The 22,990-nt window shown below is 47.0% G+C and carries 31 protein-coding genes; 30 read left to right on the forward strand and 1 reads right to left on the reverse strand.

The genetic code is table 11. The annotated features are described in order from the left end of the window. Positions 1–17: 17 nt before the first annotated feature. From HGT71_RS07555 to HGT71_RS07590, 8 genes are all read left to right on the forward strand, one after another. A complete protein-coding gene (locus HGT71_RS07555; protein ID WP_214217233.1) occupies positions 18–554 on the forward strand; it encodes a DUF1133 family protein in 537 nt (178 codons plus the stop codon). 227 nt (positions 555–781) lie between these two features. After that, positions 782–970, forward strand: coding sequence for a DprA-like winged helix domain-containing protein (locus HGT71_RS07560; RefSeq protein ID WP_214217234.1), 189 nt, complete (start codon positions 782–784; stop codon positions 968–970). Between the two features lie 148 nt (positions 971–1,118). Further along, positions 1,119–2,189, forward strand: a complete 1,071-nt coding sequence (locus HGT71_RS07565; protein ID WP_214217235.1) for a DNA-methyltransferase — start codon at positions 1,119–1,121, stop codon at positions 2,187–2,189. Between the two features lie 51 nt (positions 2,190–2,240). Beyond that, positions 2,241–2,624, forward strand: coding sequence for a phage holin family protein (locus HGT71_RS07570; protein WP_214217236.1), 384 nt, complete (start codon positions 2,241–2,243; stop codon positions 2,622–2,624). Next, positions 2,611–2,889, forward strand: coding sequence for a phage holin family protein (locus HGT71_RS07575; protein ID WP_071429682.1), 279 nt, complete (start codon positions 2,611–2,613; stop codon positions 2,887–2,889). The genes HGT71_RS07570 and HGT71_RS07575 overlap by 14 nt, the downstream gene beginning before the upstream one ends. 1 nt (position 2,890) lies before the next feature. Continuing rightward, positions 2,891–3,502, forward strand: coding sequence for a glycoside hydrolase family 19 protein (locus HGT71_RS07580; RefSeq protein WP_214217237.1), 612 nt, complete (start codon positions 2,891–2,893; stop codon positions 3,500–3,502). 2 nt (positions 3,503–3,504) lie between these two features. Next, positions 3,505–4,029: a hypothetical protein gene (locus tag HGT71_RS07585; RefSeq protein ID WP_214217238.1), complete on the forward strand. Its 525-nt coding sequence runs from the start codon at positions 3,505–3,507 to the stop codon at positions 4,027–4,029. Continuing rightward, positions 4,029–4,190: a DUF1378 family protein gene (locus tag HGT71_RS07590; RefSeq protein WP_214217239.1), complete on the forward strand. Its 162-nt coding sequence runs from the start codon at positions 4,029–4,031 to the stop codon at positions 4,188–4,190. Before HGT71_RS07585 ends, HGT71_RS07590 begins: the two co-directional genes overlap by 1 nt. 39 nt (positions 4,191–4,229) lie before the next feature. On the opposite strand, the gene HGT71_RS07595 is transcribed toward HGT71_RS07590, so the two are convergent. Next, positions 4,230–4,736 carry a hypothetical protein gene (locus tag HGT71_RS07595; protein WP_214217240.1) on the reverse strand — a complete coding sequence of 169 codons (507 nt, stop codon included), beginning with the start codon at positions 4,734–4,736 and terminating at the stop codon, positions 4,230–4,232. Between the two features lie 62 nt (positions 4,737–4,798). Here HGT71_RS07595 and HGT71_RS07600 point away from each other — a divergent pair, with 62 nt between their 5' ends. From HGT71_RS07600 to HGT71_RS07705, 22 genes are all read left to right on the forward strand, one after another. Continuing rightward, the gene (locus HGT71_RS07600; protein WP_214217337.1) at positions 4,799–5,155 is read left to right on the forward strand and encodes an HNH endonuclease; all 357 of its coding nucleotides are present in this window, start codon (positions 4,799–4,801) and stop codon (positions 5,153–5,155) included. Between the two features lie 144 nt (positions 5,156–5,299). After that, on the forward strand, positions 5,300–5,794 hold the full coding sequence (locus HGT71_RS07605; protein ID WP_048913323.1) for a phage terminase small subunit P27 family: 495 nt from the start codon (positions 5,300–5,302) through the stop codon (positions 5,792–5,794). Beyond that, the gene (locus HGT71_RS07610) at positions 5,791–7,524 is read left to right on the forward strand and encodes a terminase large subunit (protein ID WP_214217241.1); all 1,734 of its coding nucleotides are present in this window, start codon (positions 5,791–5,793) and stop codon (positions 7,522–7,524) included. Before HGT71_RS07605 ends, HGT71_RS07610 begins: the two co-directional genes overlap by 4 nt. Beyond that, positions 7,521–7,682, forward strand: coding sequence for a hypothetical protein (locus HGT71_RS07615; RefSeq protein ID WP_214217242.1), 162 nt, complete (start codon positions 7,521–7,523; stop codon positions 7,680–7,682). Before HGT71_RS07610 ends, HGT71_RS07615 begins: the two co-directional genes overlap by 4 nt. Then, the gene (locus HGT71_RS07620) at positions 7,672–8,889 is read left to right on the forward strand and encodes a phage portal protein (protein WP_214217243.1); all 1,218 of its coding nucleotides are present in this window, start codon (positions 7,672–7,674) and stop codon (positions 8,887–8,889) included. Before HGT71_RS07615 ends, HGT71_RS07620 begins: the two co-directional genes overlap by 11 nt. Then, positions 8,882–9,481: an HK97 family phage prohead protease gene (locus HGT71_RS07625; protein WP_214217244.1), complete on the forward strand. Its 600-nt coding sequence runs from the start codon at positions 8,882–8,884 to the stop codon at positions 9,479–9,481. Before HGT71_RS07620 ends, HGT71_RS07625 begins: the two co-directional genes overlap by 8 nt. Before the next feature lie 9 nt (positions 9,482–9,490). Beyond that, the gene (locus tag HGT71_RS07630; RefSeq protein WP_214217245.1) at positions 9,491–10,717 is read left to right on the forward strand and encodes a phage major capsid protein; all 1,227 of its coding nucleotides are present in this window, start codon (positions 9,491–9,493) and stop codon (positions 10,715–10,717) included. Positions 10,718–10,787: 70 nt separating this feature from the next. Then, the gene (locus tag HGT71_RS07635; protein ID WP_214217246.1) at positions 10,788–11,081 is read left to right on the forward strand and encodes a head-tail connector protein; all 294 of its coding nucleotides are present in this window, start codon (positions 10,788–10,790) and stop codon (positions 11,079–11,081) included. Between the two features lie 70 nt (positions 11,082–11,151). Beyond that, positions 11,152–11,433 (forward strand): hypothetical protein, encoded by a 282-nt coding sequence (locus HGT71_RS07640; protein WP_214217247.1) that lies wholly within the window; start codon positions 11,152–11,154, stop codon positions 11,431–11,433. Then, positions 11,434–11,766, forward strand: a complete 333-nt coding sequence (locus tag HGT71_RS07645) for a phage head closure protein (protein WP_214217248.1) — start codon at positions 11,434–11,436, stop codon at positions 11,764–11,766. Beyond that, positions 11,759–12,244, forward strand: a complete 486-nt coding sequence (locus HGT71_RS07650; RefSeq protein ID WP_214217249.1) for an HK97-gp10 family putative phage morphogenesis protein — start codon at positions 11,759–11,761, stop codon at positions 12,242–12,244. The genes HGT71_RS07645 and HGT71_RS07650 overlap by 8 nt, the downstream gene beginning before the upstream one ends. Continuing rightward, the gene (locus tag HGT71_RS07655) at positions 12,241–12,606 is read left to right on the forward strand and encodes a DUF3168 domain-containing protein (protein ID WP_214217250.1); all 366 of its coding nucleotides are present in this window, start codon (positions 12,241–12,243) and stop codon (positions 12,604–12,606) included. The genes HGT71_RS07650 and HGT71_RS07655 overlap by 4 nt, the downstream gene beginning before the upstream one ends. 56 nt (positions 12,607–12,662) lie before the next feature. After that, positions 12,663–13,175: a phage tail tube protein gene (locus tag HGT71_RS07660; RefSeq protein WP_214217251.1), complete on the forward strand. Its 513-nt coding sequence runs from the start codon at positions 12,663–12,665 to the stop codon at positions 13,173–13,175. A gap of 39 nt (positions 13,176–13,214) precedes the next feature. Then, positions 13,215–13,565 (forward strand): phage tail assembly chaperone family protein, TAC, encoded by a 351-nt coding sequence (locus tag HGT71_RS07665; RefSeq protein ID WP_214217252.1) that lies wholly within the window; start codon positions 13,215–13,217, stop codon positions 13,563–13,565. A 77-nt stretch (positions 13,566–13,642) separates the two neighbouring features. After that, positions 13,643–13,873 (forward strand): phage tail assembly protein T, encoded by a 231-nt coding sequence (locus tag HGT71_RS07670; RefSeq protein ID WP_214217253.1) that lies wholly within the window; start codon positions 13,643–13,645, stop codon positions 13,871–13,873. 72 nt (positions 13,874–13,945) lie between these two features. Continuing rightward, complete coding sequence (locus HGT71_RS07675) at positions 13,946–14,326, forward strand: hypothetical protein (RefSeq protein WP_214217254.1); 381 nt, start codon at positions 13,946–13,948, stop codon at positions 14,324–14,326. Between the two features lie 34 nt (positions 14,327–14,360). Beyond that, a complete protein-coding gene (locus tag HGT71_RS07680; RefSeq protein ID WP_214217255.1) occupies positions 14,361–16,778 on the forward strand; it encodes a phage tail tape measure protein in 2,418 nt (805 codons plus the stop codon). Beyond that, the gene (locus tag HGT71_RS07685; RefSeq protein ID WP_214217256.1) at positions 16,778–17,113 is read left to right on the forward strand and encodes a phage tail protein; all 336 of its coding nucleotides are present in this window, start codon (positions 16,778–16,780) and stop codon (positions 17,111–17,113) included. The genes HGT71_RS07680 and HGT71_RS07685 overlap by 1 nt, the downstream gene beginning before the upstream one ends. A gap of 336 nt (positions 17,114–17,449) precedes the next feature. Beyond that, positions 17,450–18,187 (forward strand): phage minor tail protein L, encoded by a 738-nt coding sequence (locus HGT71_RS07690; protein WP_214217257.1) that lies wholly within the window; start codon positions 17,450–17,452, stop codon positions 18,185–18,187. Between the two features lie 2 nt (positions 18,188–18,189). Beyond that, complete coding sequence (locus tag HGT71_RS07695; RefSeq protein ID WP_214217258.1) at positions 18,190–18,918, forward strand: C40 family peptidase; 729 nt, start codon at positions 18,190–18,192, stop codon at positions 18,916–18,918. Beyond that, complete coding sequence (locus tag HGT71_RS07700) at positions 18,896–19,510, forward strand: tail assembly protein (RefSeq protein WP_214217259.1); 615 nt, start codon at positions 18,896–18,898, stop codon at positions 19,508–19,510. The genes HGT71_RS07695 and HGT71_RS07700 overlap by 23 nt, the downstream gene beginning before the upstream one ends. 51 nt (positions 19,511–19,561) lie before the next feature. Beyond that, entirely contained in the window at positions 19,562–22,699 is a 3,138-nt protein-coding gene (locus HGT71_RS07705; protein ID WP_214217260.1) for a TipJ family phage tail tip protein, read from the forward strand. Positions 22,700–22,990: the final 291 nt, after the last annotated feature.

The raw sequence follows: 22,990 nt of genomic DNA on the forward strand, positions 1-22,990 counted from the left end.
GGGTGTGGAGACCTATAATGATATATCCATCAGAAGTTGGAACGAGTAACGAGCATTGCCACTTAAACACGCTGGACCGCATCTGGGTACAGGGTAAGATAAAGATGTGGGTCCGCTGGTCCACGATAGGAGGTGGTAGCTGCGGGAATATGTTCAACCAAATATTATCCACGCAGAAGGTATCTAAGGATGCGCTGAATAAAATTATTCGAGAGTTACAGAAATCCGGCACTACACGCGAGGACCTGTTGGAGTTCTTCCAAGAAATGCTGAACGGTAATAATAAAAGCTACCTTGCGTTCTGTACCGACGAAGAAGCGTGCAAGATTGATAAGGCAGTAGGGCAGACATTGTCTGGTAATTTAATCAATTTACTGCACGAGAAATACAGGGGTAAAGGCCGAAGCATTCGAAGTCTGGCAGAGGAAATGCAAGCACAACACCCAGAACTAAGTTTCATGACCTGTCGTCGTAGAATTGATACCTGGCTAAAATTTGCTGACTACGCGTTATTCCAGCCTTTATCTGATGCATTTGATAAAAATAAAGCTTGATATTTGAACCAATAAATGATCATATATACGTATGCTTGCAGTGCTGTATCTAGCTGAAGCAACAAAATTCTAAAGCCCGCTCATTGCGGGTTTTTTTATGCCTAAACTTTGATTACTACCAGTCAGGGCACTTATTAGCCTTCTGATTTTCAACATCTACTTCTTATCTTGCTGTGCTTCCAGAACAGAGTTATCTGTACGTCACTTATTTAAAAGGTGATGAAATAATGACTACGCAAAGCATGACAAAAGAGGCAAGTTCTGTACTTTGCCAGATTAACCAAAACCCTATAACGGTTGTTGAGCTTACTAAGTTAACGGGCTTCAGTGAGCCTTACTGTGGTTTAGTTTTAACTCAGATGGAAATGGCTGGGCTGGTGGCTAAAGAAGACGGGTGTTTCATTCGTTGCCAATAAGGCATTTATCTTTGTGGAATGGGCGGCTGGAAGGGTGTTGACGCACTCAACCAGCCATCTGCTCATAATGTCGGATCACAAGCAAACCAAGGCCCATTGCTTTCGCGCAAAAGCGTAGTGAGCCTATCACGTTGATGCTGACTGATCTATGAAAAATACTGTAAAAATAAACAGTGGCGAGCTGTTTAATGCTGACTGCTTAGAAGTTCTCCAATCTTTGCCTGATAACTGCGTCGATCTAATAGTTACCGATCCCCCGTACTTCAAAGTTAAGCCCAACGGTTGGGACAATCAGTGGCGCGGTGATGAAGATTACCTAAAGTGGTTAGATAGCTGTCTTGCTGAGTTCTGGCGCGTTCTTAAACCGGCTGGGAGTCTTTATCTATTTTGTGGTCACCGGCTATCGGCTGATACAGAGATAATGATGAGATCTCGCTTCAACATCCTAAACCATATCATTTGGGCTAAACCCAGTGGGCGATGGAACGGGTGTAGTAAAGAAAGCCTGAGAAGCTATTTCCCTGCAACTGAGCGCATTATCTTTGCTGAACATTATCTCGGACCCTATCGCGGTAAAGATAATGAGTACCAAGCCAAGTGCGTTGATCTTAAGAGGCATATCTTAACGCCTCTTATTGATTACTTCCGTAATGCTAAACAGTCATTAGGGATCAGCACTAAAGAGATTGCAGACGTAACGGGGAAAAAGAATATGGCGTCTCATTGGTTTAGTGCAAGCCAGTGGCAGTTACCCAAAGAGGAAGATTACTTAAACCTGCAGTCCTACTTTAATGAGGTAGCAGCAAAACGAAAAACTGAAAACCCTTTAGGCATTTCACACGATCCACTCGTTGTGAGTTATCAATCACTGTCTAAACAGTATCGTGAGCTAGTTAAAGAATACCGTCAGCTAAGACGCTATTTTGGTGTAACGGTAAACGTTCCGTATACAGACGTGTGGCATCACAAGCCCGTCCAGTTTTACCCAGGCAAGCACCCTTGTGAAAAGCCAGCAGACATGCTGAAACAAATTATTGAAGCCAGTAGCCGCCCAGGCGACTTGGTAGCAGATTTCTTCATGGGTTCCGGATCAACGTTAAAGGCAGCTCTTTCTACTGGAAGAAATGTAATAGGCGTTGAACTTGAAGAAGAACGCTTTAACTCCACGGTTGAAGAAGTTCAGAACCTACTCTCCACACTTCACCCTGCAAAGGGCTAACTATTCCCCTCATCCGAGCGGGATGAACACACCGCACATTGAGGGGGCGTAATGTCCGAACCTATATCCGGTACCGGAGCTGCTGCAACAGCCCTTACCGGGGTAAGTCTCTATGGCTTACTAACTGGCGCTGATTATGGCGTATTATTTGGGGCCTTTGTTGGCGCGACGTACTATATCGCGTCCGCAACCGATCTCAGCCATCTACGGCGAATCGCGTATTTCTTTGTCTCGTACTTATCTGGTGTGCTTTGTTCAGGACTGGTGGGTTCATATCTCACTCACTGGACAGGGTACACCGACCAAAAACTTGATGCCTTGGGGGCGGTAATTGTCTCAGCGTTAGCAGTCAAAGCACTGACGGCAATCAGTAACTACGACCTTACCAACTTCCTAGGACGATTCCGCGGGGGAAACGGTAATGCCAATAAATGACTATGCAGCGATGGTTAATGCGATCTTAAGCTTACTGATTGTACTGACTATCTCGTTTTATCGTCGTGGTGAGGCTAACCATCGTCCGTGTGTATCATGGTTGGCTTGGCTGGTGGTTGTTATCTACGGTAACGTGCCTATCCGCTACTTGGTTGGCTTGTACCACCACACGCACTGGGCCATCGTCCTCGTAAACTTAATAGTCTGTGTCACCGTATTCAGGGTACGGGGTAACTTGGCGCGGATTGTTGATCTGAGAATCTAATATGAATCTTCAACAATTTCAGAAGGCGGCTAATATCAGCGCCGGGTTAGCTACGCGCTGGTTTCAACCGATCACTGATGCAATGGCTGAGTTTGGTATCACCGCAGGCAACGACAAAGCGATGTTTATTGCTCAAGTTGGACATGAATCAGGTGGATTTACGGCTTTAAAGGAAAGCTTTAATTACACGCCAGCGGCCTTATTAACCACATTTGGTTCACGCATCACTAATCAGCAAGCTTATGCACTAGGCCGATCTACTGGCAAGCCAGCTAATCAAGAAGCGATTGCTAATCTTGTTTATTACAACCGCATGGGTAATAAGTCTCGCGATGATGGTTGGAAGTATCGAGGTCGCGGTCTAATCCAGATCACTGGGTTAGAGAATTACGCCAAGTGTGGTGCTGGTATCAAAGCTGACTTGCTGTCAGAACCTCAATTACTTGAGAGCGATATCAATGCAGCGCGGTCTGCCGCCTGGTTCTTTACCAGTAAGAGTTGCACGCTTTATAGCGGTGATATTGAGCGCGTGACATTGATTATCAATGGTGGTCGTAATGGGCTTGATGATCGCAAGAGCCGTTTCAATATTGCTAAATCAGTATTGGCTTAATCATGAAAACTGAGTCGCTGATCGCTGCAGTCATCATGGCGTTGATTATTCTCGTTATCCTCGTTTGCTCGAGTGCTGCGTATCGTTATAAATCAGCTATCGACCAAAAGAACGAGGCAGTTGGTCAAGTAGCCCTGCAGGGTAAAGTAATTCAAGCCCAGCAAGATCAGCAGGTATTGTTCAATGAGCAAGCCAAGGCAACCAGTAGCGAGAATCAAGCCGTTCAGGTTAATTCAGATAATGTGGTGGTTAAATATCGTGAGACGTTACGATTTGAGAAGACCTGCAATTACGCTGTGCCTACTGATATTGCTAACGGGTTGCTCCAGTACACGAACCGTTTACGTTCCAGCGCAGTGCCAGAAGCTACCAGCCAGCCTAACAGATCCGGTACTGACACCGCTGCCGCCGCCAAGCTGACTTACTGCCAGGCTGTGCTTTGGATTAATCCATTACTCGCAGCTATCGAACAGGCCAACAACCAACTCGACGCCATTAGGCAACTCCAAAAAAAAGGGAAACAATGATGACCGGCTTCCAATTATTAATTCTGTACTTCAGTACTGCCGTATCCGTGTTGTTATTGATTAGTGGTGGCTACAAAGTTATTCGTGACTTTATCTCTGCGAAGTTTGAAAGTGCTGTGGCCGCAAAAGCAGCCGCAGGAAATGATAACAAGCAAATTTAAGACAAAGGATATGACAGCAAGAATCTGAGCCAGATAATATTATTGATTCCAGGCTATTATCCGTTCTGAGAGTGCATGAATTTCCTCAAGTATATCGATTGTAGCTTTGATAGATTCAATCGAAAAACCTATCTCATTTATAGCTGACTCTGGATGAAAGTCTTGGGTAAAGGAAGTTAACAATTGATGGTAAAAGATTATATCACTAACTTTATCATTACTGAGTAAGCTTATTTTATCTATGTTTGCATGGTAGAAGGGAGCTATGTTCCCAGGGAATTTTATTTTAATTGAATATGATAACCCGGCTAAACTTTGTAGTTCTCCTAAATATTTATAAAAATCCCCTAAATAGTCACGCTTATAAGATATCTGTAATAAGGCGTTAACTTCAGCAATCAAACCAGCCTCTACGGATTTAGTCTCACGTAAAATGCGGGATTTTTCTGAGCGATTCACTACAAAATAATTTATCGCACCACCTATGATCAAGCCTGCCAATGCCGAACATGCACTGATAAATTGATTAATTGTAGAAGCTTCCAAGTGTCATATCCCTCAAAATTATAGAATTATTGTCATTCATATTAATGGCTAAGGATAATGAAATACCAGCATTAATCCCTCGTGCCTGCCGCAAGCGTGGCTGTCGTGGTACCACTACTGATCGCTCAGGCTACTGCGCAGCTCATATCAATGAAGGTTGGCAGCAGCATCAGCAAGGCAAGACCCGTCATGAGCGTGGCTATGGTTCCAAGTGGGATAATATCCGCGCACGAGTTCTTAAGCGTGATAATCATCTATGCCAATCTTGCTTACAAGAGGGAAAGGTGGTGGCTGCTACCACTGTCGACCACATCATTGCCAAGACTCATGGTGGTACTGATGCCGATAGCAACCTACAGGCGCTCTGCTGGCCATGCCATCGACGCAAAACCGCAACGGAAGGTCGCCGGTCACGGTAATTTCTCAAACCCCATTCAAATGATAATCATTATCGTTTAATGGATGGGGGGGGAGGTAAAATCTCTGGAGGCGATCGCCTTTAGGACCGCGCCCTCAATCGTTTTTTTACACCCGCGAAAAATCAAAATAAATCCGGAGAGCTTATGGCTGGATCGGCGGGCCGTTCTGGGCGGCGCCCGAAACCTACAGCACGTAAGGAATTAGCGGGCAACCCGGGCAAAAGAGCCCTTAATAAAGACGAACCTGTTTTCTCACCACTCAAAGGCGTCGATGTTCCCGAGTGGTTTATCGAAGTAGACCTCCCACTCGCCACAGTAATGTGGCAAATGACAACTAAAGAGCTCTGCGGACAAGGCCTGCTCTGTGTGACGGATCTTTCCGTTCTTGAGCGGTGGTGCGTCGCTTATGAGTTTTGGCGCCGGGCAGTAGTGCAAGTGGCCAAACAAGGTCATGTGGTGACTGGAGCCACCGGCGGCCCCGTGAAGAACCCGCAACTAACCGCCATGAAAGAGCACTCATCAGAATTGAGCACGACCGGGTCGATGCTAGGTTTAGATCCGAGTGCTCGTTCGCGGCTAATCGGCTTGGCGGGAAAAGGGAAGTCGGACAATCCTTTTATGAAGATGATTAACTCATGAGCCGAAAATCTTATCCCAACGTAAACGCGGCGAATCAATATGCCCGTGACGTCGTAAAAGGAAAAATCCCGGCATGTCGGTTTGTTATCCAATCCTGCCAACGTCACATCGATGATTTGGGAGAAGAAAAGGGTAAGAAATCCCGATATCGCTTTGACAAAGATCTCGCGGAAAAAGCTGCAAAGTTTATTCAGTTAATGCCTCACACTAAAGGTGAGTGGGCATATAAAAGAATGCCAATAACTCTAGAGCCTTGGCAGCTATTCATTATCTGCTGCGCGTTTGGTTGGGTACATAAAGGGACAAAACTACGGCGATTCAGGGAGGTTTATACCGAGATCCCGCGTAAAAATGGGAAGTCGGCAATATCCGCGGGGGTAGCGCTATTTTGCTTCACTTGCGACAACGAATTCGGTGCCGAAGTTTATTCCGGTGCGACGACTGAAAAGCAAGCGTGGGAGGTATTTCGACCCGCAAGATTGATGTGTAAGCGAACTCCATTGCTGGTTGAAGCGTTCGGGATCGAGGTTAACGCCTCAAATATGAACCGTCCAGAAGATGGCGCTCGGTTTGAACCGCTGATCGGGAATCCTGGTGATGGCTCTTCACCGCACTGCGCGATTGTTGATGAGTACCATGAACATCAGTCTGACTCGCTGTACACCACGATGCTCACGGGTATGGGCGCGCGGCGCCAGCCTCTTATGTGGGCGATCACTACTGCCGGTTATAACATTGAAGGGCCTTGTTATGACAAACGTCGTGAAGTTATAGAAATGCTCAATGGTACGGTGCCGAATGATGAGCTATTTGGCATTATTTATACCGTTGATGAGGGCGACGATTGGACAGATCATCAGGTGTTAGAGAAAGCCAATCCCAATATCGGCGTGTCGGTTTATCGAGAATTTTTACAGAGCCAACAACAGCGAGCCAAAAACAACCCTCGACTTGCCTCAATCTTCAAAACTAAACACCTCAACATCTGGGTTTCGGCGAAAGCGGCTTTTTATAACCTCATTAACTGGCAGAACTGTGAAGATAAAACGCTCTCATTAGAACTGTTTGAAGGTCAGTCATGCGTTTTGGCATTCGATATGGCCAGAAAATTGGATATGAACAGCATGGCTCGCCTATTTACGCGTGAAATTGATGGTAAGCGTCATTATTACTGCGTCGCCCCAAAGTTTTGGGTGCCATACGAAACCGTCTATGGGGTGGAAAGTAACGATGATCGCCGAACGGCTGAGAGGTTTCAAAAGTGGGTCGAGATGGGCCTGCTTACTGTTACGGATGGCGCTGAAATTGATTACCGCTACATCCTGGAAGAAGCTAAGGCGGCTAACAAGCTTAACCCAGTGACCGAATCTCCCATTGACCCATTCGGGGCGACGGGTATTTCACATGAGCTTGCCGATGAAGGCTTGACGCCGATCACTATCATTCAAAACTACACCAATATGTCGGACCCGATGAAGGAGTTGGAGGCTGCAATCGCATCCGGACGTTTTCATCACGACGGTAACCCGATCATGACATGGTGTATCGGCAACGTGGTCGGTAAATATCTGCCGGGTAATGATGATGTGGTCCGGCCAATTAAAGAGCAAAACGAAAATAAGATTGATGGAGCGGTTGCGCTGATCATGACTATTGGGCGCGCTATGCTCAATGAGCAGAGTGATTTCCTTTCCGGTTTAGACCCTGACGATGACCTTTTATTCCTATGAAAACACTCATTACCGATATATTTGGTCTGTTAGGTATTTGCCTGACGACCTCTGGCGTGTGGATGCGCTTTGGTGTCGCCAATGCACTCATGTATTCAGGCGCATTACTGCTAATCGGCGCGGTATTAACTGCCTGGAGAAAGCGAAATGTTGTTTGATGCCATGTTCCGTTCGGAATCGATAGAAAACCCCTCGGTGCCGATCACCTCAGAAGCTGCCGATTTAGACGGTATTTTCGGTCAAGACGTCTATGTTAGCCCAGAAACGTCAATGAAATTGGCCGCGGTCTATTCCTGTATTTATGTGATCGCATCGAATATTGCACAGATGCCACTGCATGTTATGCGGCGTAGTAATAACACTGTCGAGCCAGCGCGAGATCACCCCGTGTTTTACCTCATTCACGATGAACCGAACGTATGGCAAACCAGCTACAAGTGGCGAGAGCTCAAACAGCGTCATATTTTGGGTTGGGGAAACGGCTATACCTGGGTGAAGAGGGACAGACGCGGTCAAGTCATAGAGCTCGACGCTTGTATGCCATGGGAAACGACGCTGCTACAAACAGGGAATCGATATACCTACGGCGTATACAACCGAGAGGGCTCATTCGCAGTTAGCCCTGATGACATGATCCATATTCGTGCACTAGGCAATAACCAAAAGATGGGCCTTAGTCCTGTTTTGCAGCATGCGGAAACGATCGGCATGGGGATGAGTGGACAGAAATACACTTCAAGTTTTTTTGGTGGGAATGCTAGACCGGCGGGGATCGTGTCGGTTAAGCAAGAGCTAAACAATGATAGCTGGGCACGGCTTAAAAATATGTGGCAGAAGGCGAGTGCCGCACTTCGTAGCCAAGAAAACAAAACGATGCTGTTACCCGCTGAACTCGACTACAAATCTCTCACCGTATCGCCTGTCGATGCGCAACTTATCGATATGATGAAGCTTAATCGCTCGATGATTGCTGGGATATTCAATGTACCGGCACACATGATTAATGATCTTGAGAGTGCAACCTTTAGCAATATCACGCAGCAGGCTATTCAGTTCGTTCGTTACACCATTATGCCTTGGGTGACCAACTGGGAGCAGGAGCTTAACCGACGGCTGTTTACCCGCTCAGAACTTGCGGCAGGGTATTACGTTCGATTCAATCTTGCTGGCCTCCTTCGTGGAACACCTCAAGAGCGTGCACAGTTCTATCACTACGCCATTACCGATGGCTGGATGAGTCGTAATGAAGCTCGCGCCTTTGAGGACATGAACCCGGTTACTGGTCTTGATGAAATGCTGGTAAGCGTCAATGCCTCAAAACCGATAAGCAACACTCCAACCAATGAGGAAGATAACAATGAGTGAGCGTGAAGTCCGCTGTTACTCCGGAGAGGTGCGGGCGGAGCAGCCCACTGACTCACCGACCAAGATTCAAGGGTATGGTTCTATTTTCAATAGTCGATCAGAGCCGATGTGGGGGTTTAGAGAAATCATCAAGCCCGGTGCTTTTGATAGCGTCTTAAATGACGATGTTCGGGCATTATTCAATCACGACCCCAACTTTATTCTCGGGCGCAGCGCTTCGGGAACGTTAGTAATAAGCGTCGATGATCGGGGACTGAAGTACGACATTAACCCACCTGATACCCAAACCATTCGTGATCTTGTGTTATCGCCGATGCAGCGCGGTGACATCACTCAGTCGTCCTTTGCCTTTAGTGTGACCCGTAATGGTGACGATTGGTACGAGGATGATGAAGGGATCATTATTCGCGAAATTAACCAGATTTCACGTCTTTACGATGTCAGTCCGGTGACGTATCCCGCTTATCAGGAAGCCGAATCAACGGTTCGGTCAATGAAAGCCTGGCAGGAGGCGCGTGATAGTGGCGCACTACAGAAAGCTATCAATGAAAAAATGGCGCGCGAGCGTCTTCTGACTCTTCTTAATGCGTAAGGAACCCTTATGAAATTGCACGAAATGAAAGAAAAACGTAACACCATCGCCAAACAGATGCGTTCTTTACACGACAATATCGGCGAAGGTGCCTGGTCGGAAGAACATCGTAAGCAGTGGAAGGATGCAAAGACTGAACTTGACGGACTTGATCAGCGTATTAACCGTGAGGAAGAACTTCGTCGTTTAGATCAGCATCATATTGACGAAAAAGAGCAAGAACAACGCCAGCAGCAACAAACTCCCGAAACTCAGTCTCAGGAGCGACGCGCCCATGCTTTTGACCGCTTTTTACGTCACGGTTTAGGTGAGATGTCAGCGGAAGAAAAGCAAGCTTTACGCGAACTGCGCGCGCAAGGGACATCACCCGATGAAAAAGGCGGATATACCGTCCCCACGCAAATGCGTAATGCAATCGTGGAAGCGATGAAAGCTTACGGTGGGATCGCAAGTGTTGCCCAAATCCTGAGCACTGCTAATGGTCAACCAATTGAGTGGGCAACCTCTGACGGTACCACTGAAGAAGGTGAGTTACTGGGCGAGAACAGCACGGCGTCAGAAGAAGATATTACTTTCGGTACCGCGAATCTCGGGGCGAAAAAGCTATCTTCCAAGATCATTCGCGTGTCGAACGAGCTATTGCAAGATAGCGGTGTTGATATCGAAGCATTCTTGGCGGCACGTATCGCGCAGCGTATTGGTCGCGGTGAGGCTAAGTATTTAGTCCAGGGGACTGGCACCGGCACACCACAACAGCCTAAAGGGTTAGTGGCCTCAGTGACTGGCACGGTGGGGGCTGCGTCTGCCACGGCATTCACTTGGAAAGAGATGAATGCGCTAAAACATGCAATTGATCCGGCATACCGTGGTGGGCCTCAATCACGCTGGGCATTCAACGACTCAACACTCGAGCTAATCGAAGAAATGGAAGATGGTCAGGGTCGTCCGCTCTGGTTACCTAGTATCGCCGGTGGAACGCCTGCAACTGTTCTGAATATTCCCTACGTTGTTGACCAGGCGATCGATAGTATCGGTGCAGGTAAGAAGTTTATCTTCTGTGGTGATTTCAATCGTTTCATCCTACGCCGCGTGACCTATATGACGTTGAAGCGTCTAGTTGAGCGTTACGCTGAATACGACCAAACCGCATTCTTGGCTTTCCACCGTTTCGACTGCGTATTAGAAGATGCGGCGGCTATTAAAGCCTTAGTCGGTAAGCCTGCTGCGGGTGGCTAATTTACGAAAACGAAAAGATGCCGCGTAAGCGGTTTTTTTATGCCCGCAATTCGCGGGCATAAGGAGAATTATGTCGCCGACAGTTGAAGAGGTTCTGCTGCACTGCCGTATTGATGATGACGCCGAGTCGACGTTAATTAGTGATTATATTGAAGCCGCAGTCGATAGAGCCCAAAATTATCTTAACCGTGGGCTCTACGAAGAAGATATCCCAGAGGGCGATCCGGATGGGTTAATAATCACCGGTTCCATTAAGTTGGCATTACTTCTAGCGGTGGGATTTTGGTATGAAAACCGAGAAGCTCAGCAGCTCCCAGAGGGATTCTTTTCGTTATTGTCGCCTTACCGATTTATTCCTCTATAGGTAGTTATCATGGCTTGTGCAGGGTGCGAGCGCCGTCGCGTGTGGGTTAAAGAAATGATGAGGTTAGCTAATGAACGACTCCATGGTCGAAGCGCTAATTCTAGCGATAAACGAACAGACGAAAGCCCAGCAAGCTCAGACAAAGGCAATACTGGCATTGGCTGAATCTAATCAGCAACTAATAGGCCTGTTAATCGATGATTCTGACGTAGCGGAAGACGAACCGAATCGTGTTCAGGTTTACTTGAACGGTCAGCCGAAAGAAGAGCAAGTTGCTCAGATCAGAAAAGCCACTTCTGATGCAGCGCAACAAGACTATTTTCATGGACCAAGGCTCTTAGGAGGTCGGTAGATGAACGCTGGAAAACTTCGTCACCGCGTCGAGCTACAACGATTTATTGAGAATCAAAATCCTGAAACGGGAGCTGTCACTAGAGGGTTTAGTACAGTCGCTAAACTCTGGGCTGAAGTGGTCCCATCCTCCGTGCGTGAGTTTATTGCTGCACAATCAGAGCAGAGCGAAGTAACAGGGCGTATCACGCTTCGTTATCGTCCCGATATCACCAATAAAGACCGTATTGTTTATCGCGGTAAAGTTTACGACATTATTGGTGTACTTCCTGATCCTGAAAGCGGTATTGAATACCTCACTTTGGCGATAAAAGAGGGGGTAAGTGATGGCTGACGGCGTTCAACTTAAAATCGAGGGGCTTGCAGCGCTAAAGGGCAAGCTCAGTGAGATATCGGATGATCTGAGAAGAAAAAGCGGAAGAGCTGCACTGCGTAAGGCCGCTAACGTTATTGCTGCCAAAGCAAGAAGTAATGCGTTACGTGTCGATGATCCTCACACTGGGCGTAGCATTGCCGATAACATCGCTTTGCGCTGGAACGGTAGATTATTTAAGCGTACTGGCAACCTTGGTTTCAGAGTTGGCGTGTTGCACGGTGCGGTTCTAAAAAGTCATCCTGATAAGGGGATGAACGCCCCCACTCCGCACTGGCGATTACTTGAGTTTGGTACCGAGAAAATGAAAGCTCAGCCCATTATGCGTCCGGCAATCGAATCGAGTGTTAATGAGGTTATTTCAACCTTTACCACCGAGTATGAAAAAGGTATCGATCGCGCGATTAAACGAGCACAGAAAAAGGGAGTTGACCCATGATTGCGCCAATATTTGCGGTCTGCAGTAAAGACGCAACGGTTAAGCAGCTAGTAGGGACCTCACCAGTCAGGCTCTATCCCTTTGGCCAGCACTATGACAACGTGGTTTACCCCTACGTAGTGTGGCAGAACGTGGGTGGAGAGCCTGAGAACTATCTAGGCAATCGTCCTGATATTGACCGCTTTAGTATCCAGATCGATGTTTATGCTAATAGCGACTCTGAAGTTTTGGCCGTGGCCAGCGCAATCCGCGATGCACTTGAAAGTGTCGCGTACGTCGTTCGGTGGGGCCAGCAAACTATGGATAGTGAAACTAAGAAGTATCGTTACTCATTCGATGTTGACTGGCTTGCTCATCGTTAATTCAATTTTACTCGTATATAACCCGCTGCGGCGGGTTTTTTATTGGAGAAAACCTTATGTCCATAGTAACTCAGGGGACGCAGTTATATATTTTTGATGGAAAGAAAGTATCTGAAGTTGAATGTATTACCTCATTCACACCTGGAGGAAACTCAGCAGACCAAATTGAAGATACTTGTTTGAATGAGCGTAGTTCAAGAACCTATAAAAAAGGTCTCAGAACTCCAGCTCAAGCCTCTGTAGGTTTAAACGCAGATCCTACCAATACCAGCCATATTAACCTTCACCAATTAGCCGAGTCAGATGATGAAACATTATTGACGTTTGCAGTGGGTTGGTCAGATGGCACTGCCGCTCCCACGATCGGAACGGCGGGAGCTGAGGGGGTGGTTGATGGCCTTTCATTACCTAATACCCGTACTTGGTTTGTGTTCCAAGGCTATGTTAGCGACTTCCCTTTTGACTTCCAAGCCAATGCAGTCGTAACGACTACCGCGACAATTCAACGCTCAGGCGCTAGTGTTTGGGTACCTAAAGCTGCCGCAGCAACAGAAGAAGCTGGCCACTAAACATCGCCCGGTTCGCCGGGCTAATTCAGAGAACCCAAAATGAAGCTTACTCTCGATAGCTTGAAAGAAACAGGCGCGTTTACTGGTCGTCCAGTAGAGAAAGAGATCACTTGGAAGCAAGGTGATAAAGAAATTTCTGCAACGGTCTATATCCGGCCTCTAGGCTACCATTCAGCGAAATCAGACATTCTTTCAAGCAATGGAAAAATTGATAATGTGGCGGGTCGTATCGCCGCGGCAATTTGTGATGAAAATGGTCATCCAGTATTCACTGCTGAAGATATTACGGGTGAAGCCGATCCAGATCGTGGCGCGTTGGATGGTAATCTGACAGTTGCTCTATTAATTGCCATCCATGAAGTTAATGACTTGGGAAAGACAAAGAGCTAACTGCTGAAGAAGAAATATGGTGCGAATTAGTCCTTAACGGTATCGGGGGTCGCACCATCGCAGAGGCTCAAGAAAGAATGACCGTGCCAGAGTATCAGCTCTGGCTGTTGTATCGACAGAAATACGGTGGGCTTAATCCAATGATGCGAACAGAATGGGGCGCCGCGTTGGTATCATCGGTTATTGCCAACGTAAATAGAGGGCCAAATAGCCAGCCTTTTACTGTTACTGATTTTTCTCCGCACCTTGCTAGTAATTCAGAAAAAGAAGAGCTAACTCTAGAAGAAGCTAAGAAGCTGTGGCAATAAAATATAATCTTTCTTTATTTGTAATTTATTAGTCGTTAGGATTTATTATCCTATAAACAAAGGCTAAAGATAATGAAAAGAATTTTTGTATTTATTGCTATAGCTTTCCTATGCGCTGGTTGCAAGCCTCTTGATAGCCAACTTAAAAGGCAAGGCCAGAACACAGTTGAATCATCATTAAAAGACCCTGATAGTGCCGAGTTTCGAGGTATTCATTTTGTCACTAAATCTTCTGGCTATCTTGAGAAAGAAGGATTTGTCTGCGGAGAGGTGAATGGTAAAAATGGGTTTGGCGCGTATGAAGGTTACCAAAAATTCGCAATATTAGTTAGGGCTAAAACACTTTACTACATTCCATTTTTAGGGATTAAGCATGAGGAGTTATCACCAATATTCCTCAATCAACTAGATCCCCAAAGCCGTGATGAGATACAGATGACTTGTAAATTCTAACCCGCTCCGGCGGGTTTTTTATTGGAGTAAATAAATGGCTGGCAAATCATTAGGTACGCTGACAATAGACTTAATCGCTGAGGTCGGTGGGTTTGTCAGGGGGATGGACAAGGCCGAAAGAGCATCTGATGCTTGGCAAAAGAAAATATCGAAAGACGCCGCCATAGTGGGTACAGCTATTGGGGCGGCTGTGTCAGCAGTCTCAGCGGGAACTATCTCGCTAATAAAATCGACATCGGAGCACGTTACAGAAACAGATCGTTGGGCTAAGTCTTTGGGCATATCGACATCTGCCCTTATACAATGGCAGTATGCAGCAGAAAAGGCGGGGCTATCTGGCGATAACATCGCTGATATATTCAAAGATCTAAACGATAAAATCGGAGACGCAGTTTTAAATAAATCAGGTGAGGCAGCCCAAGCACTTGATACGTTAGGCCTATCCGCTAAAAAACTTCAAAGCCTAAGCCCAGATAAGGCGCTACTTGCTATAGCTAAAGCCATGGACGGGATGAATGTTGCTCAAAAGACAAATATCTATGAGAGCTTAGGCAATGACCTAACTAAACTCATGCCATTATTAAATGATGGAGCCAAAGGCCTAGATGAATTAAAAAGCAAAGCTACAGACTTAGGCATTGCTCCTGATGATGCAGACATTGATAAACTTGTCGCAGTAAATAAGGTTTTCCAAGATTGGGGAGATAGTATTGATGGGTTTAAAATTAGATTTGTTGTCGCGCTTGGGCAAATAGATCTATCACCAATCACCGAATCACTTAATAACATTCAAAATGTATTAACCAACCCTGCCACATTGCAAGGGATGTCTAATTTAGTTAGCGGGGCTTTAGATTTAGCTAACTTTGTGTCAAAGGTCGCAGCTGGGTTAGGAAACATAGCCCAACTGACAGGTCAAAGATCGGCAGCACTGTCCGGTAAAATTGACGATACTGATAAAGGCCAAGTCTCCCAGAGAATTCAGTTTCTTGATTCAACTGGCGATGGTGGTTCTGATGAGGCGACAAGGCTTAAAAGCAGACTCGATTTTCTAAATGCTCTACCAAGTAAAATAAAAAATGCTAACCAAGCGGCGAGTGCAGCAAAAGGTCTTCAATCAATGCTCAATGACATGGGCATAACATCTGCCGATAACCCATACGCATTGAATAAAGGGGATAGTAATCAAAATAAGAAACCACCTAAGCCTAAAGTCGACCACGCAGCATTAAAGCTAGACAACTCCTTCGCCAGCACTGAACAAGCCTACCTAAAGCAAATCGCGCTCATTGATACTACGGGAAAAAAGTCAGCCAATGTTACAGAGCAGCAAAAGCTAGCCTTTGACTTGTCAACTGGCAAGCTGGCTGGACTAAATGACCTGCAGAAAAAACGCCTAGAATCATTAGCCCAAGAAGTTGACCGCCTTAACTCAGTGAAAAAGGCTAATGAGGATAACGCCAAGGTGGCGGCTTACGTTGCGACCTTACAGCAAGGAAATCAGAACAATCGGGACACTCTTAATGCTGATTTAATCGGTGCGGGCGCTGGTGATAAGGCTAGGGATAGACTTAAACAAATGGCATCTATCCGACAGGACTTCAATAATCAGCAGTTAGAGTTAAATCGTCAATATAGTGATGATGGCAATAAGGATGTCTACGATAAAGAAACTGCAGCGCTTAGTGACGCATTAAATCAGCGATTGACTGACCAGCAGGACTACTATGACAAGATTGACCAGCTCAATAATGATTGGTCGGCAGGATTTATGGATGGGCTTCAAAACTCAGTGGATTCAGCCAACAATCTTTATCAGCAGATGGGCAGTCTCGCACAAAGCACTTTCAGCGGAATGGCTGACGCACTGACTAACTTTGCGCTGACGGGCAAAGCCAGTTTTAAGGACTTCACCAAGTCTGTTCTCAGCGACCTATCCCGTATAGCTATGCAAAAGGCTCTAGCTGGAATCGTTGGTAGTTTCTTTGGTAGCGGTCTAACTCCAAGCGCGGGGACGGCCATTAGCGGATCTGGCGCATTAGGCTTACCGACAAGTTACACAGGATATGATAGCGGGGGCTTTACAGGTGATGGTGGTAAGTACGATCCAGCTGGTATTGTCCATAAAGGGGAGTTCGTTTTCACCAAGGAGGCTACCAGCAGAATCGGTGTGGACAACCTTTACAAGATGATGCGTGGTTATTCTGATGGGGGCTATGTCAATGGATCGGCGGTAACACCTAAAGCTGTTAGCCAGCTGTCAGGAAGCAGTGGTGTAGCAAGTGTTGGGAACATCACAGTCAATGTCGATAGTAGCGGCAAAACTTCTAGTGGTTCAGCTACTGACGGCCAAGGAATTGGTAAGCAAATACAGGCCGCAGTAATCAACACAATCAACGACCAAGCCAATAGGCAAGGAACTCCACTCTGGCGAGCCATTAAGGGGCGGTAATGGATACATTCAGTTATTGCGTCCAAATAGGCGCGACAGGAACGGTGCCGGTGAAGGTTAACTCGGCACAGTTCGACGATGGCTATAAGCAGGTTAGCGGAGTTGGCATTAACTCAGTTGCCGAAACGTGGAACCTGACGAGTAAGGGGCCGCTGGCAGATATGCAAAAAGTGAGGGATTTTCTCACATCACATTGTGCATCATCTTTCAATTGGAAGAACCCGTGGGGCGAAACCAAGATGTATCGAGTTAAAGCTGATTCCATTACACCTAATTTCGTTACCGGGCAGTATGTAGAACTATCATTCACATTTGAACAGGCCTTTGCGCCTTAGTGATGTTTTATTGGTATTTAATCCGGTGGGCTCTATTTCTGACTTCCTTAAATTTATGAGTTATTTGCTCTCTTGTCATTTTATAACCACACTGATGGCAAGTTGGTAAGTTGGCTAAAAAATACGCTTCCGTAATAACTTTTCCATTAGTGTTGAATCTAAAACCATTACATTTACTGCAGGAAATAGGAGATAGAGTAGTAGTCATTTTTTGCATGTAATCAATTTTGGTAGATAAACATAATATTTTCTTATGAATGTGTTTTTGATCTATATCAATTAATTTTGAAATTATCTTAGATGCCGCCTTCGGGCGGTTTTTTTTATGGGAGAAATATGTCATTCACAGCAGACTTACAGCAATTAGAACCCGGTTCGCTTGTCCAGCTCATTGAAGTGGACGGCACTGAGTTTGGCATAGATAAGGTCCTTCGATTCCATGCCTACAATATTTCCGAAGAGGGTTGGCAGTCTTTTGCAGCCGAAAACCTGCCGTCGATTATCTGGCAGGGTAATGAGTACGACCCGCATCCGTATAAGCTAGAAGGTGTAGATGTATCGAGTGAAGGCTCACAGCCCACACCCACCTTATCGGTCGGGAACGTGATGAACTACGTGACGGCGCTCTGTCTGCAATACGATGACATGGTGAAGGCCAAGGTCAAAGTTCATTACACCTTTAAAAGGTATCTAGATGCAGCTAACTGGAAGCAAGGTAATCCAGACGCTAATCCCAATGAAGAGCGAGAGCGGATTTTCTATATCAACGCTAAAACCTCGGAAACTCGTGCCCAAGTAGAATTCGAGCTGTGCTCACCGTTTAATCTGCAATCCTTGCAACTTCCAACTCGCCAAATAACCCCCATTTGTACCTGGTGTATGCGCGGCTGGTATCGCTCAGGGACGGGTTGTGATTATGCGGGGAGTAAATATTTTACTAAGGATGGAACGCCTACTGATGACCCGTCAAAGGATGTCTGCGGGGGGCTGATGGATGATTGCAAACGTAGAATCGGCGAAAGCTCACCTCTTCCATTTGGTGGTTTTCCGGGGGCCAACTTACAGGGGAAATAATCATGCGTGAGAAATTGCTCGAGGCAATACGCCAGCACGTTATCGCTGAATACCCGAAAGAAGCCTGTGGCGTGATTATCCAGAAGGGTAATAAGCAAACCTATATCCCTTGCCACAATGATGCCGACGACCCTCTGAATACCTTTGTGATGCGTGAGTGTGATTACCGGTCAGCCGAACAAGAGGGCGAGGTGATTATGATTGTCCATTCTCACCCGGATGTACCGGTACTTATCCCCTCAGAAATGGACAGAATTCAGTGCGATTACTCTGGCCTTGAGTGGGGCATTATGTCGTGGCCTGATGGGGATTTCTGCACATTCTCACCGCGCACTGACCGTGATTATGTTGGTCGTCCTTGGGTGCTCGGTCACGCTGATTGCTGGTCGATAATTATGGACTACCACAAGCGAGAGTATGGGATAGAGCTACGCAACTGGTCGGTACCCTATGAATGGTGGGTAGGTGGCAAAGAAAACCGTTACGAAGATAACTGGCGCGATGAGGGATTTATCGAGGTGCAGACCCCGCAGCCCGGCGACATGATAATGATGCAAATCGGCGCGCCAGTGACCAACCATGCGGCGATTTACCTCGGGGACAACCTAATTCTTCATCACAACTTCGGCAATCTCTCAACGCGCGTTCCCTACGGTCAATACTTCCGTGACCGTACCGTGCGCATCGTTCGACACAAGGACATTCCTAATGCTAAAAACCCTTATCCTTAAAGGCCAAGCGGCTAAGAAATTCGGTAAGACTCATCAATTCAACGTTGCTGATTTAAACGAGATGATCCGGGCGATGTGCTCCCAGGTGAAGGGATTTAAAAAATACCTGGCTACCGCGCATCATGATGGTGTTCACTTCGCCTTTTTCTCTGGCAAGAGCAATGTTGGACTAGAAGGTTTCGACCTGACTCGCTCTGAAAATACCTACACCATGCAGCCTGTTCCCCGAGGCGCGAAAAGTGGCGGGTTACTGCAAGTGGTTATCGGTGCGGCTGTTATTGGTGCTGCATTGTTAATTCCCGCAGCGGGAATCCCTGCTATCGGCTTAACTGCTGCCGGTGCAGGTACCGCAGCCACTGCATTAGCCGGTATCGGAATATCGATGTCGCTCGGCGGTGTCGTCCAGATGCTAACACCGCAGCCAAAAATGAGCGTCGGGTCGTCTTCCAGTGCGGACAATAAACCAAACTATGCCTTTGGTGCGCCGGTGAATACGGTGGCAATGGGCTATCCGGTTCCGGTGCTGTACGGTGAGCGAGAGGTCGGCGGGGCGGTGATTAGTGCCGGGATATTCTCCAGCGACCAGCAATAACTTAACGAATTCAATCAGGTCAGTTTGGTGGCCTTTTTTTATGGGTGAAACATGGCATTTATTCAAGATTACCCGATTCAAGGCCGCAAGGGCGGTGCTGCAAAAGCCCATACGCCTGTTGAGCAGGCTGATAACTTATTGTCTGAAGCCAAGCTTAAAATGTTGCTCGCGGTGTGCGAGGGGGAAGTCGAGGGCACGGTCACCGCGCAGCAAATCTACCTCAACGACACGCCGCTGGCCAATGATGATGGGTCGTATAATTTCACTGGGGTAAAGTGGGAGTTTCGACGCGGCACACAAGACCAAGAATATATCCAAGGTATGCCAGAGATTGATAACGAGTTATCAGCCGGGCAAACAATTACTACCACGAATCCGTGGACTCGGCAATTCACCGATACATCGCTAGACGCGGTCCGCATTAAACTCAGTGTTCCAGCGCAATATCAATACAAAGATAATGGCGATATAGTGGGTACCGTCACCGAGTACGCAATTGACCTATCTACCGATGGCGGTAGTTATAAAACTGTTGTACAGGGAAAATTTGACGGTAAAACGACTTCCGAGTATCAGCGTGACCACCGCATCGATTTAGTAAGTGGCGCTAAGTCTTCGGCTATTCGTGTAAGACGCATCACGGCTGACTCTACCGATACTAAGCTGGTCAATGCCTTTAAGATTTTCTCTTTCGCTGAGGTCATCGACAGCAAGCTGCGTTACCCGAATACCTCCTTACTTTTTATTGAGGTTAATTCAGAGCAGTTTACCAACGGCGCGCCGAAAGTCACGGTGAAGATGAAAGGTAAGTTAATCCGCGTACCGGATAACTATGACCCGGTAACACGGACTTATTCTGGTAGCTGGTCCGGTAATTTTAAGCTGGCTTATAGCAATAACCCTGCGTGGGTATTCTATGACCTGATTCTCGATAAGATTTACGGCATGGGTAACCGTGTCGATGCTTCCATGATTGATAAATGGGGCTTGTATCAAATCGCGGTCTACTGTGATGATATGGTATCAAATGGCGCGGGCGGGACCGAGCCTCGCTTTACCTGTAATGCTTATGTGCAATCACAGGAAGAAGCTTTTACTGTGATGCAAGATTTTGCAGCTATCTTTCGTGGCATTACCTTTTGGGGCAACTCACAAGTAATCGTCAATGCCGACGTGCCGGTCGATGATTTGGAGTGGACTTACACCGCAGCAAATGTCGTCGATGGGATGTTTAGCTATGCCGGCGGCTCATACAAGAACCGCAATACTTCCTGTCAGGTAAGCTATTCTGACCCAGCCAATCATTACTCTGACACTATCGAGGCAGTCTACGACTCCGATTTAGTTGAGCGTTACGGCGTGCAGCAAATGAGCTTAACGGCTATCGGCTGTACATCCCAGAGCGAGGCACATCGGCGCGGTCGTTGGGCGCTACTCTCCAACTCGAAAGATGCCACCGTTTCATTTAGTGTCGGGTTAGATGGGCATATCCCACTACCGACTTCAATTATCGGCGTTGCTGACCCTTACCGGGCAGGAAAACAAAACGGTGGGAGAATCTCAGCAGTTAATGGCCTTGCTATCACACTAGATAGAGAGGTTGATTTCACGGCAGGTGACAGGCTTATCCTTAACTTACCTGACGGCACTTCGCAGACTCGCACCATTGCCAGCATCGCGGCAGATAAGAAGACCATCACCGTTAACACAGCCTACAAAACTGACCCTGTTCCCGGGGCGGTGTGGATTATCGATAGTGACAACCTAGCGGCTCAACAATTTCGGGTAACCTCGATTACGGATAATGACGACGGAACCTTTACCGTTGCCGCTGTTCAGTATGACCCGAACAAATTCCGCTACATTGATGACGGGGTGAAAATCCAACCGGCACCCGTGACGGTTACACCAACCAGTGTGATGAGTGCGCCACAAAATATCGTGGTCACTGAAGTTGACCATATCGCCCAAGGTGTCACGGTAGCAACACTGCAAGCGGCATGGGATAAGGTAGACGGGGCAATAAACTACACCGCACAGTGGCGCAAAGATAACGGCGACTGGGTGAATGTTGGCTTGACCAGCGCGCAAGGTTTCTCTGTACAGGGGATTTATGCTGGCGTTTATGATGTACGGGTGAGGGCCATCAACGCCGCTGATGTATCCTCGCCATGGGGGTATGCTCAGGGTGTAACGTTATCAGGCAAAGTCGGAAAGCCAGGCACACCTGTTAACCTGCTCGCTACGGATGACGTGGTGTGGAATATCGACCTAACATGGGCCTTCCCTGATGGCTCGGGTGATACTGCGTACACTGAATTGCAGGTCGCCACCACGCCCGATGGACAAAACCCTCAACTTCTCACGCTGGTTCCTTATCCGGGGAGTAATTATCAGCATGGCCCCATGCCAGCAGGTGTGCGCCGCTGGTACCGGGCTAGGATAATCGACAAAATTGGCAACAAGGGAGACTGGACGGCGTTCGTTGAAGGTCAATCGAGTATCGATGCCTCTGAAATACTCGGCGACATTACCAACCAAGTGCTTCAAAGCGAGGCAGGCAAGCAGTTAGTCGCCAAGATTGACACTAACGTTGAAGGTATTCTACAGAATGCGCTCGATAATAACGCGATTGTCGATCATCAAATGGTCGTGAATGGACAGAACCGCGCTGACATTATCTCGGTGAAAACCACTATCGCCGATAATGACCACGCTTATGCGCAGAAGTTTGACCAAATACAGGCAACTGTTGGCGAAAATACCGCGGCAATCTCTCAGAAAGCCACGACGCAATTCTCTACAGACGGCACGGGTTCAGCGGTATTTAGCGTTAATGCTGGCGTGACCTATAAAGGGACTTATTACTCTGCCGGTATGTCTATCGGTGTGCAAGTTGCCGGTGACGGTGGGGTAAGTTCGCAAGTATTATTCCTTGCGGATAGGGTTGCTGTAATGAGCCAAGCGGGAGGGAAAACTTACTCACCCTTTGCAATACAGAATGGCCAAGTCTTTATCAATCAGGCATTCATTGCCGACGGCACGATCACCTCAGGGAAAATAGGGAGTTACTTACAATCTATTTCGTATGGTTCGAGTGGTGGTTGGCGTCTGAGTAAGGATGAAAATAACCTCACGGTTACTGATAGCAATAATTTACTCAGGGTTGAAATAGGGAAGCTTTCATAATGGCAGATTACGGATTTAGGTTCAGGGATGCTAATGGGGCAGTTACTTGTGAAACTGAAAGTGTTCTCTCGCAGGTTCTAGGTGCCTTTCAGTTATCAGAAACTGTAAATTTCATGACTGGAGTCTCGAGTGGCTCCTTCTGGAAGCCACAGTCTAATAATACAGGCAACATACCCTATAAATTTTCTGGCTTGATAAGTGGACTAAATTTTGGCAATGGAACGCCATACATTTTTTTCCTACCCGCCTCAGTAACAAGCACACAATGGTCACCGGATGTGGTATTCAATG

The sequence above is a fragment of the Rosenbergiella epipactidis genome (assembly GCF_018494055.1).
Taxonomy (GTDB): domain Bacteria; phylum Pseudomonadota; class Gammaproteobacteria; order Enterobacterales; family Enterobacteriaceae; genus Rosenbergiella; species Rosenbergiella epipactidis.

Coding starts and splice junctions, on each gene's coding strand:
- HGT71_RS07670 (WP_214217253.1), top strand. CDS start 13,643: ATGACCGTGCCAGAGTATCAGCTCTGGCTGTTGTATCGACAGAAATAC.
- HGT71_RS07690 (WP_214217257.1), top strand. CDS start 17,450: ATGTCATTCACAGCAGACTTACAGCAATTAGAACCCGGTTCGCTTGTC.
- HGT71_RS07705 (WP_214217260.1), top strand. CDS start 19,562: ATGGCATTTATTCAAGATTACCCGATTCAAGGCCGCAAGGGCGGTGCT.
- HGT71_RS07635 (WP_214217246.1), top strand. CDS start 10,788: ATGTCGCCGACAGTTGAAGAGGTTCTGCTGCACTGCCGTATTGATGAT.
- HGT71_RS07680 (WP_214217255.1), top strand. CDS start 14,361: ATGGCTGGCAAATCATTAGGTACGCTGACAATAGACTTAATCGCTGAG.
- HGT71_RS07585 (WP_214217238.1), top strand. CDS start 3,505: ATGAAAACTGAGTCGCTGATCGCTGCAGTCATCATGGCGTTGATTATT.
- HGT71_RS07610 (WP_214217241.1), top strand. CDS start 5,791: ATGAGCCGAAAATCTTATCCCAACGTAAACGCGGCGAATCAATATGCC.
- HGT71_RS07675 (WP_214217254.1), top strand. CDS start 13,946: ATGAAAAGAATTTTTGTATTTATTGCTATAGCTTTCCTATGCGCTGGT.
- HGT71_RS07645 (WP_214217248.1), top strand. CDS start 11,434: ATGAACGCTGGAAAACTTCGTCACCGCGTCGAGCTACAACGATTTATT.
- HGT71_RS07570 (WP_214217236.1), top strand. CDS start 2,241: ATGTCCGAACCTATATCCGGTACCGGAGCTGCTGCAACAGCCCTTACC.
- HGT71_RS07620 (WP_214217243.1), top strand. CDS start 7,672: ATGTTGTTTGATGCCATGTTCCGTTCGGAATCGATAGAAAACCCCTCG.
- HGT71_RS07665 (WP_214217252.1), top strand. CDS start 13,215: ATGAAGCTTACTCTCGATAGCTTGAAAGAAACAGGCGCGTTTACTGGT.
- HGT71_RS07640 (WP_214217247.1), top strand. CDS start 11,152: ATGAACGACTCCATGGTCGAAGCGCTAATTCTAGCGATAAACGAACAG.
- HGT71_RS07615 (WP_214217242.1), top strand. CDS start 7,521: ATGAAAACACTCATTACCGATATATTTGGTCTGTTAGGTATTTGCCTG.
- HGT71_RS07580 (WP_214217237.1), top strand. CDS start 2,891: ATGAATCTTCAACAATTTCAGAAGGCGGCTAATATCAGCGCCGGGTTA.
- HGT71_RS07630 (WP_214217245.1), top strand. CDS start 9,491: ATGAAATTGCACGAAATGAAAGAAAAACGTAACACCATCGCCAAACAG.
- HGT71_RS07650 (WP_214217249.1), top strand. CDS start 11,759: ATGGCTGACGGCGTTCAACTTAAAATCGAGGGGCTTGCAGCGCTAAAG.
- HGT71_RS07560 (WP_214217234.1), top strand. CDS start 782: ATGACTACGCAAAGCATGACAAAAGAGGCAAGTTCTGTACTTTGCCAG.
- HGT71_RS07660 (WP_214217251.1), top strand. CDS start 12,663: ATGTCCATAGTAACTCAGGGGACGCAGTTATATATTTTTGATGGAAAG.
- HGT71_RS07695 (WP_214217258.1), top strand. CDS start 18,190: ATGCGTGAGAAATTGCTCGAGGCAATACGCCAGCACGTTATCGCTGAA.
- HGT71_RS07565 (WP_214217235.1), top strand. CDS start 1,119: ATGAAAAATACTGTAAAAATAAACAGTGGCGAGCTGTTTAATGCTGAC.
- HGT71_RS07655 (WP_214217250.1), top strand. CDS start 12,241: ATGATTGCGCCAATATTTGCGGTCTGCAGTAAAGACGCAACGGTTAAG.
- HGT71_RS07700 (WP_214217259.1), top strand. CDS start 18,896: ATGCTAAAAACCCTTATCCTTAAAGGCCAAGCGGCTAAGAAATTCGGT.
- HGT71_RS07605 (WP_048913323.1), top strand. CDS start 5,300: ATGGCTGGATCGGCGGGCCGTTCTGGGCGGCGCCCGAAACCTACAGCA.
- HGT71_RS07625 (WP_214217244.1), top strand. CDS start 8,882: ATGAGTGAGCGTGAAGTCCGCTGTTACTCCGGAGAGGTGCGGGCGGAG.
- HGT71_RS07575 (WP_071429682.1), top strand. CDS start 2,611: ATGCCAATAAATGACTATGCAGCGATGGTTAATGCGATCTTAAGCTTA.
- HGT71_RS07685 (WP_214217256.1), top strand. CDS start 16,778: ATGGATACATTCAGTTATTGCGTCCAAATAGGCGCGACAGGAACGGTG.
- HGT71_RS07555 (WP_214217233.1), top strand. CDS start 18: ATGATATATCCATCAGAAGTTGGAACGAGTAACGAGCATTGCCACTTA.
- HGT71_RS07590 (WP_214217239.1), top strand. CDS start 4,029: ATGACCGGCTTCCAATTATTAATTCTGTACTTCAGTACTGCCGTATCC.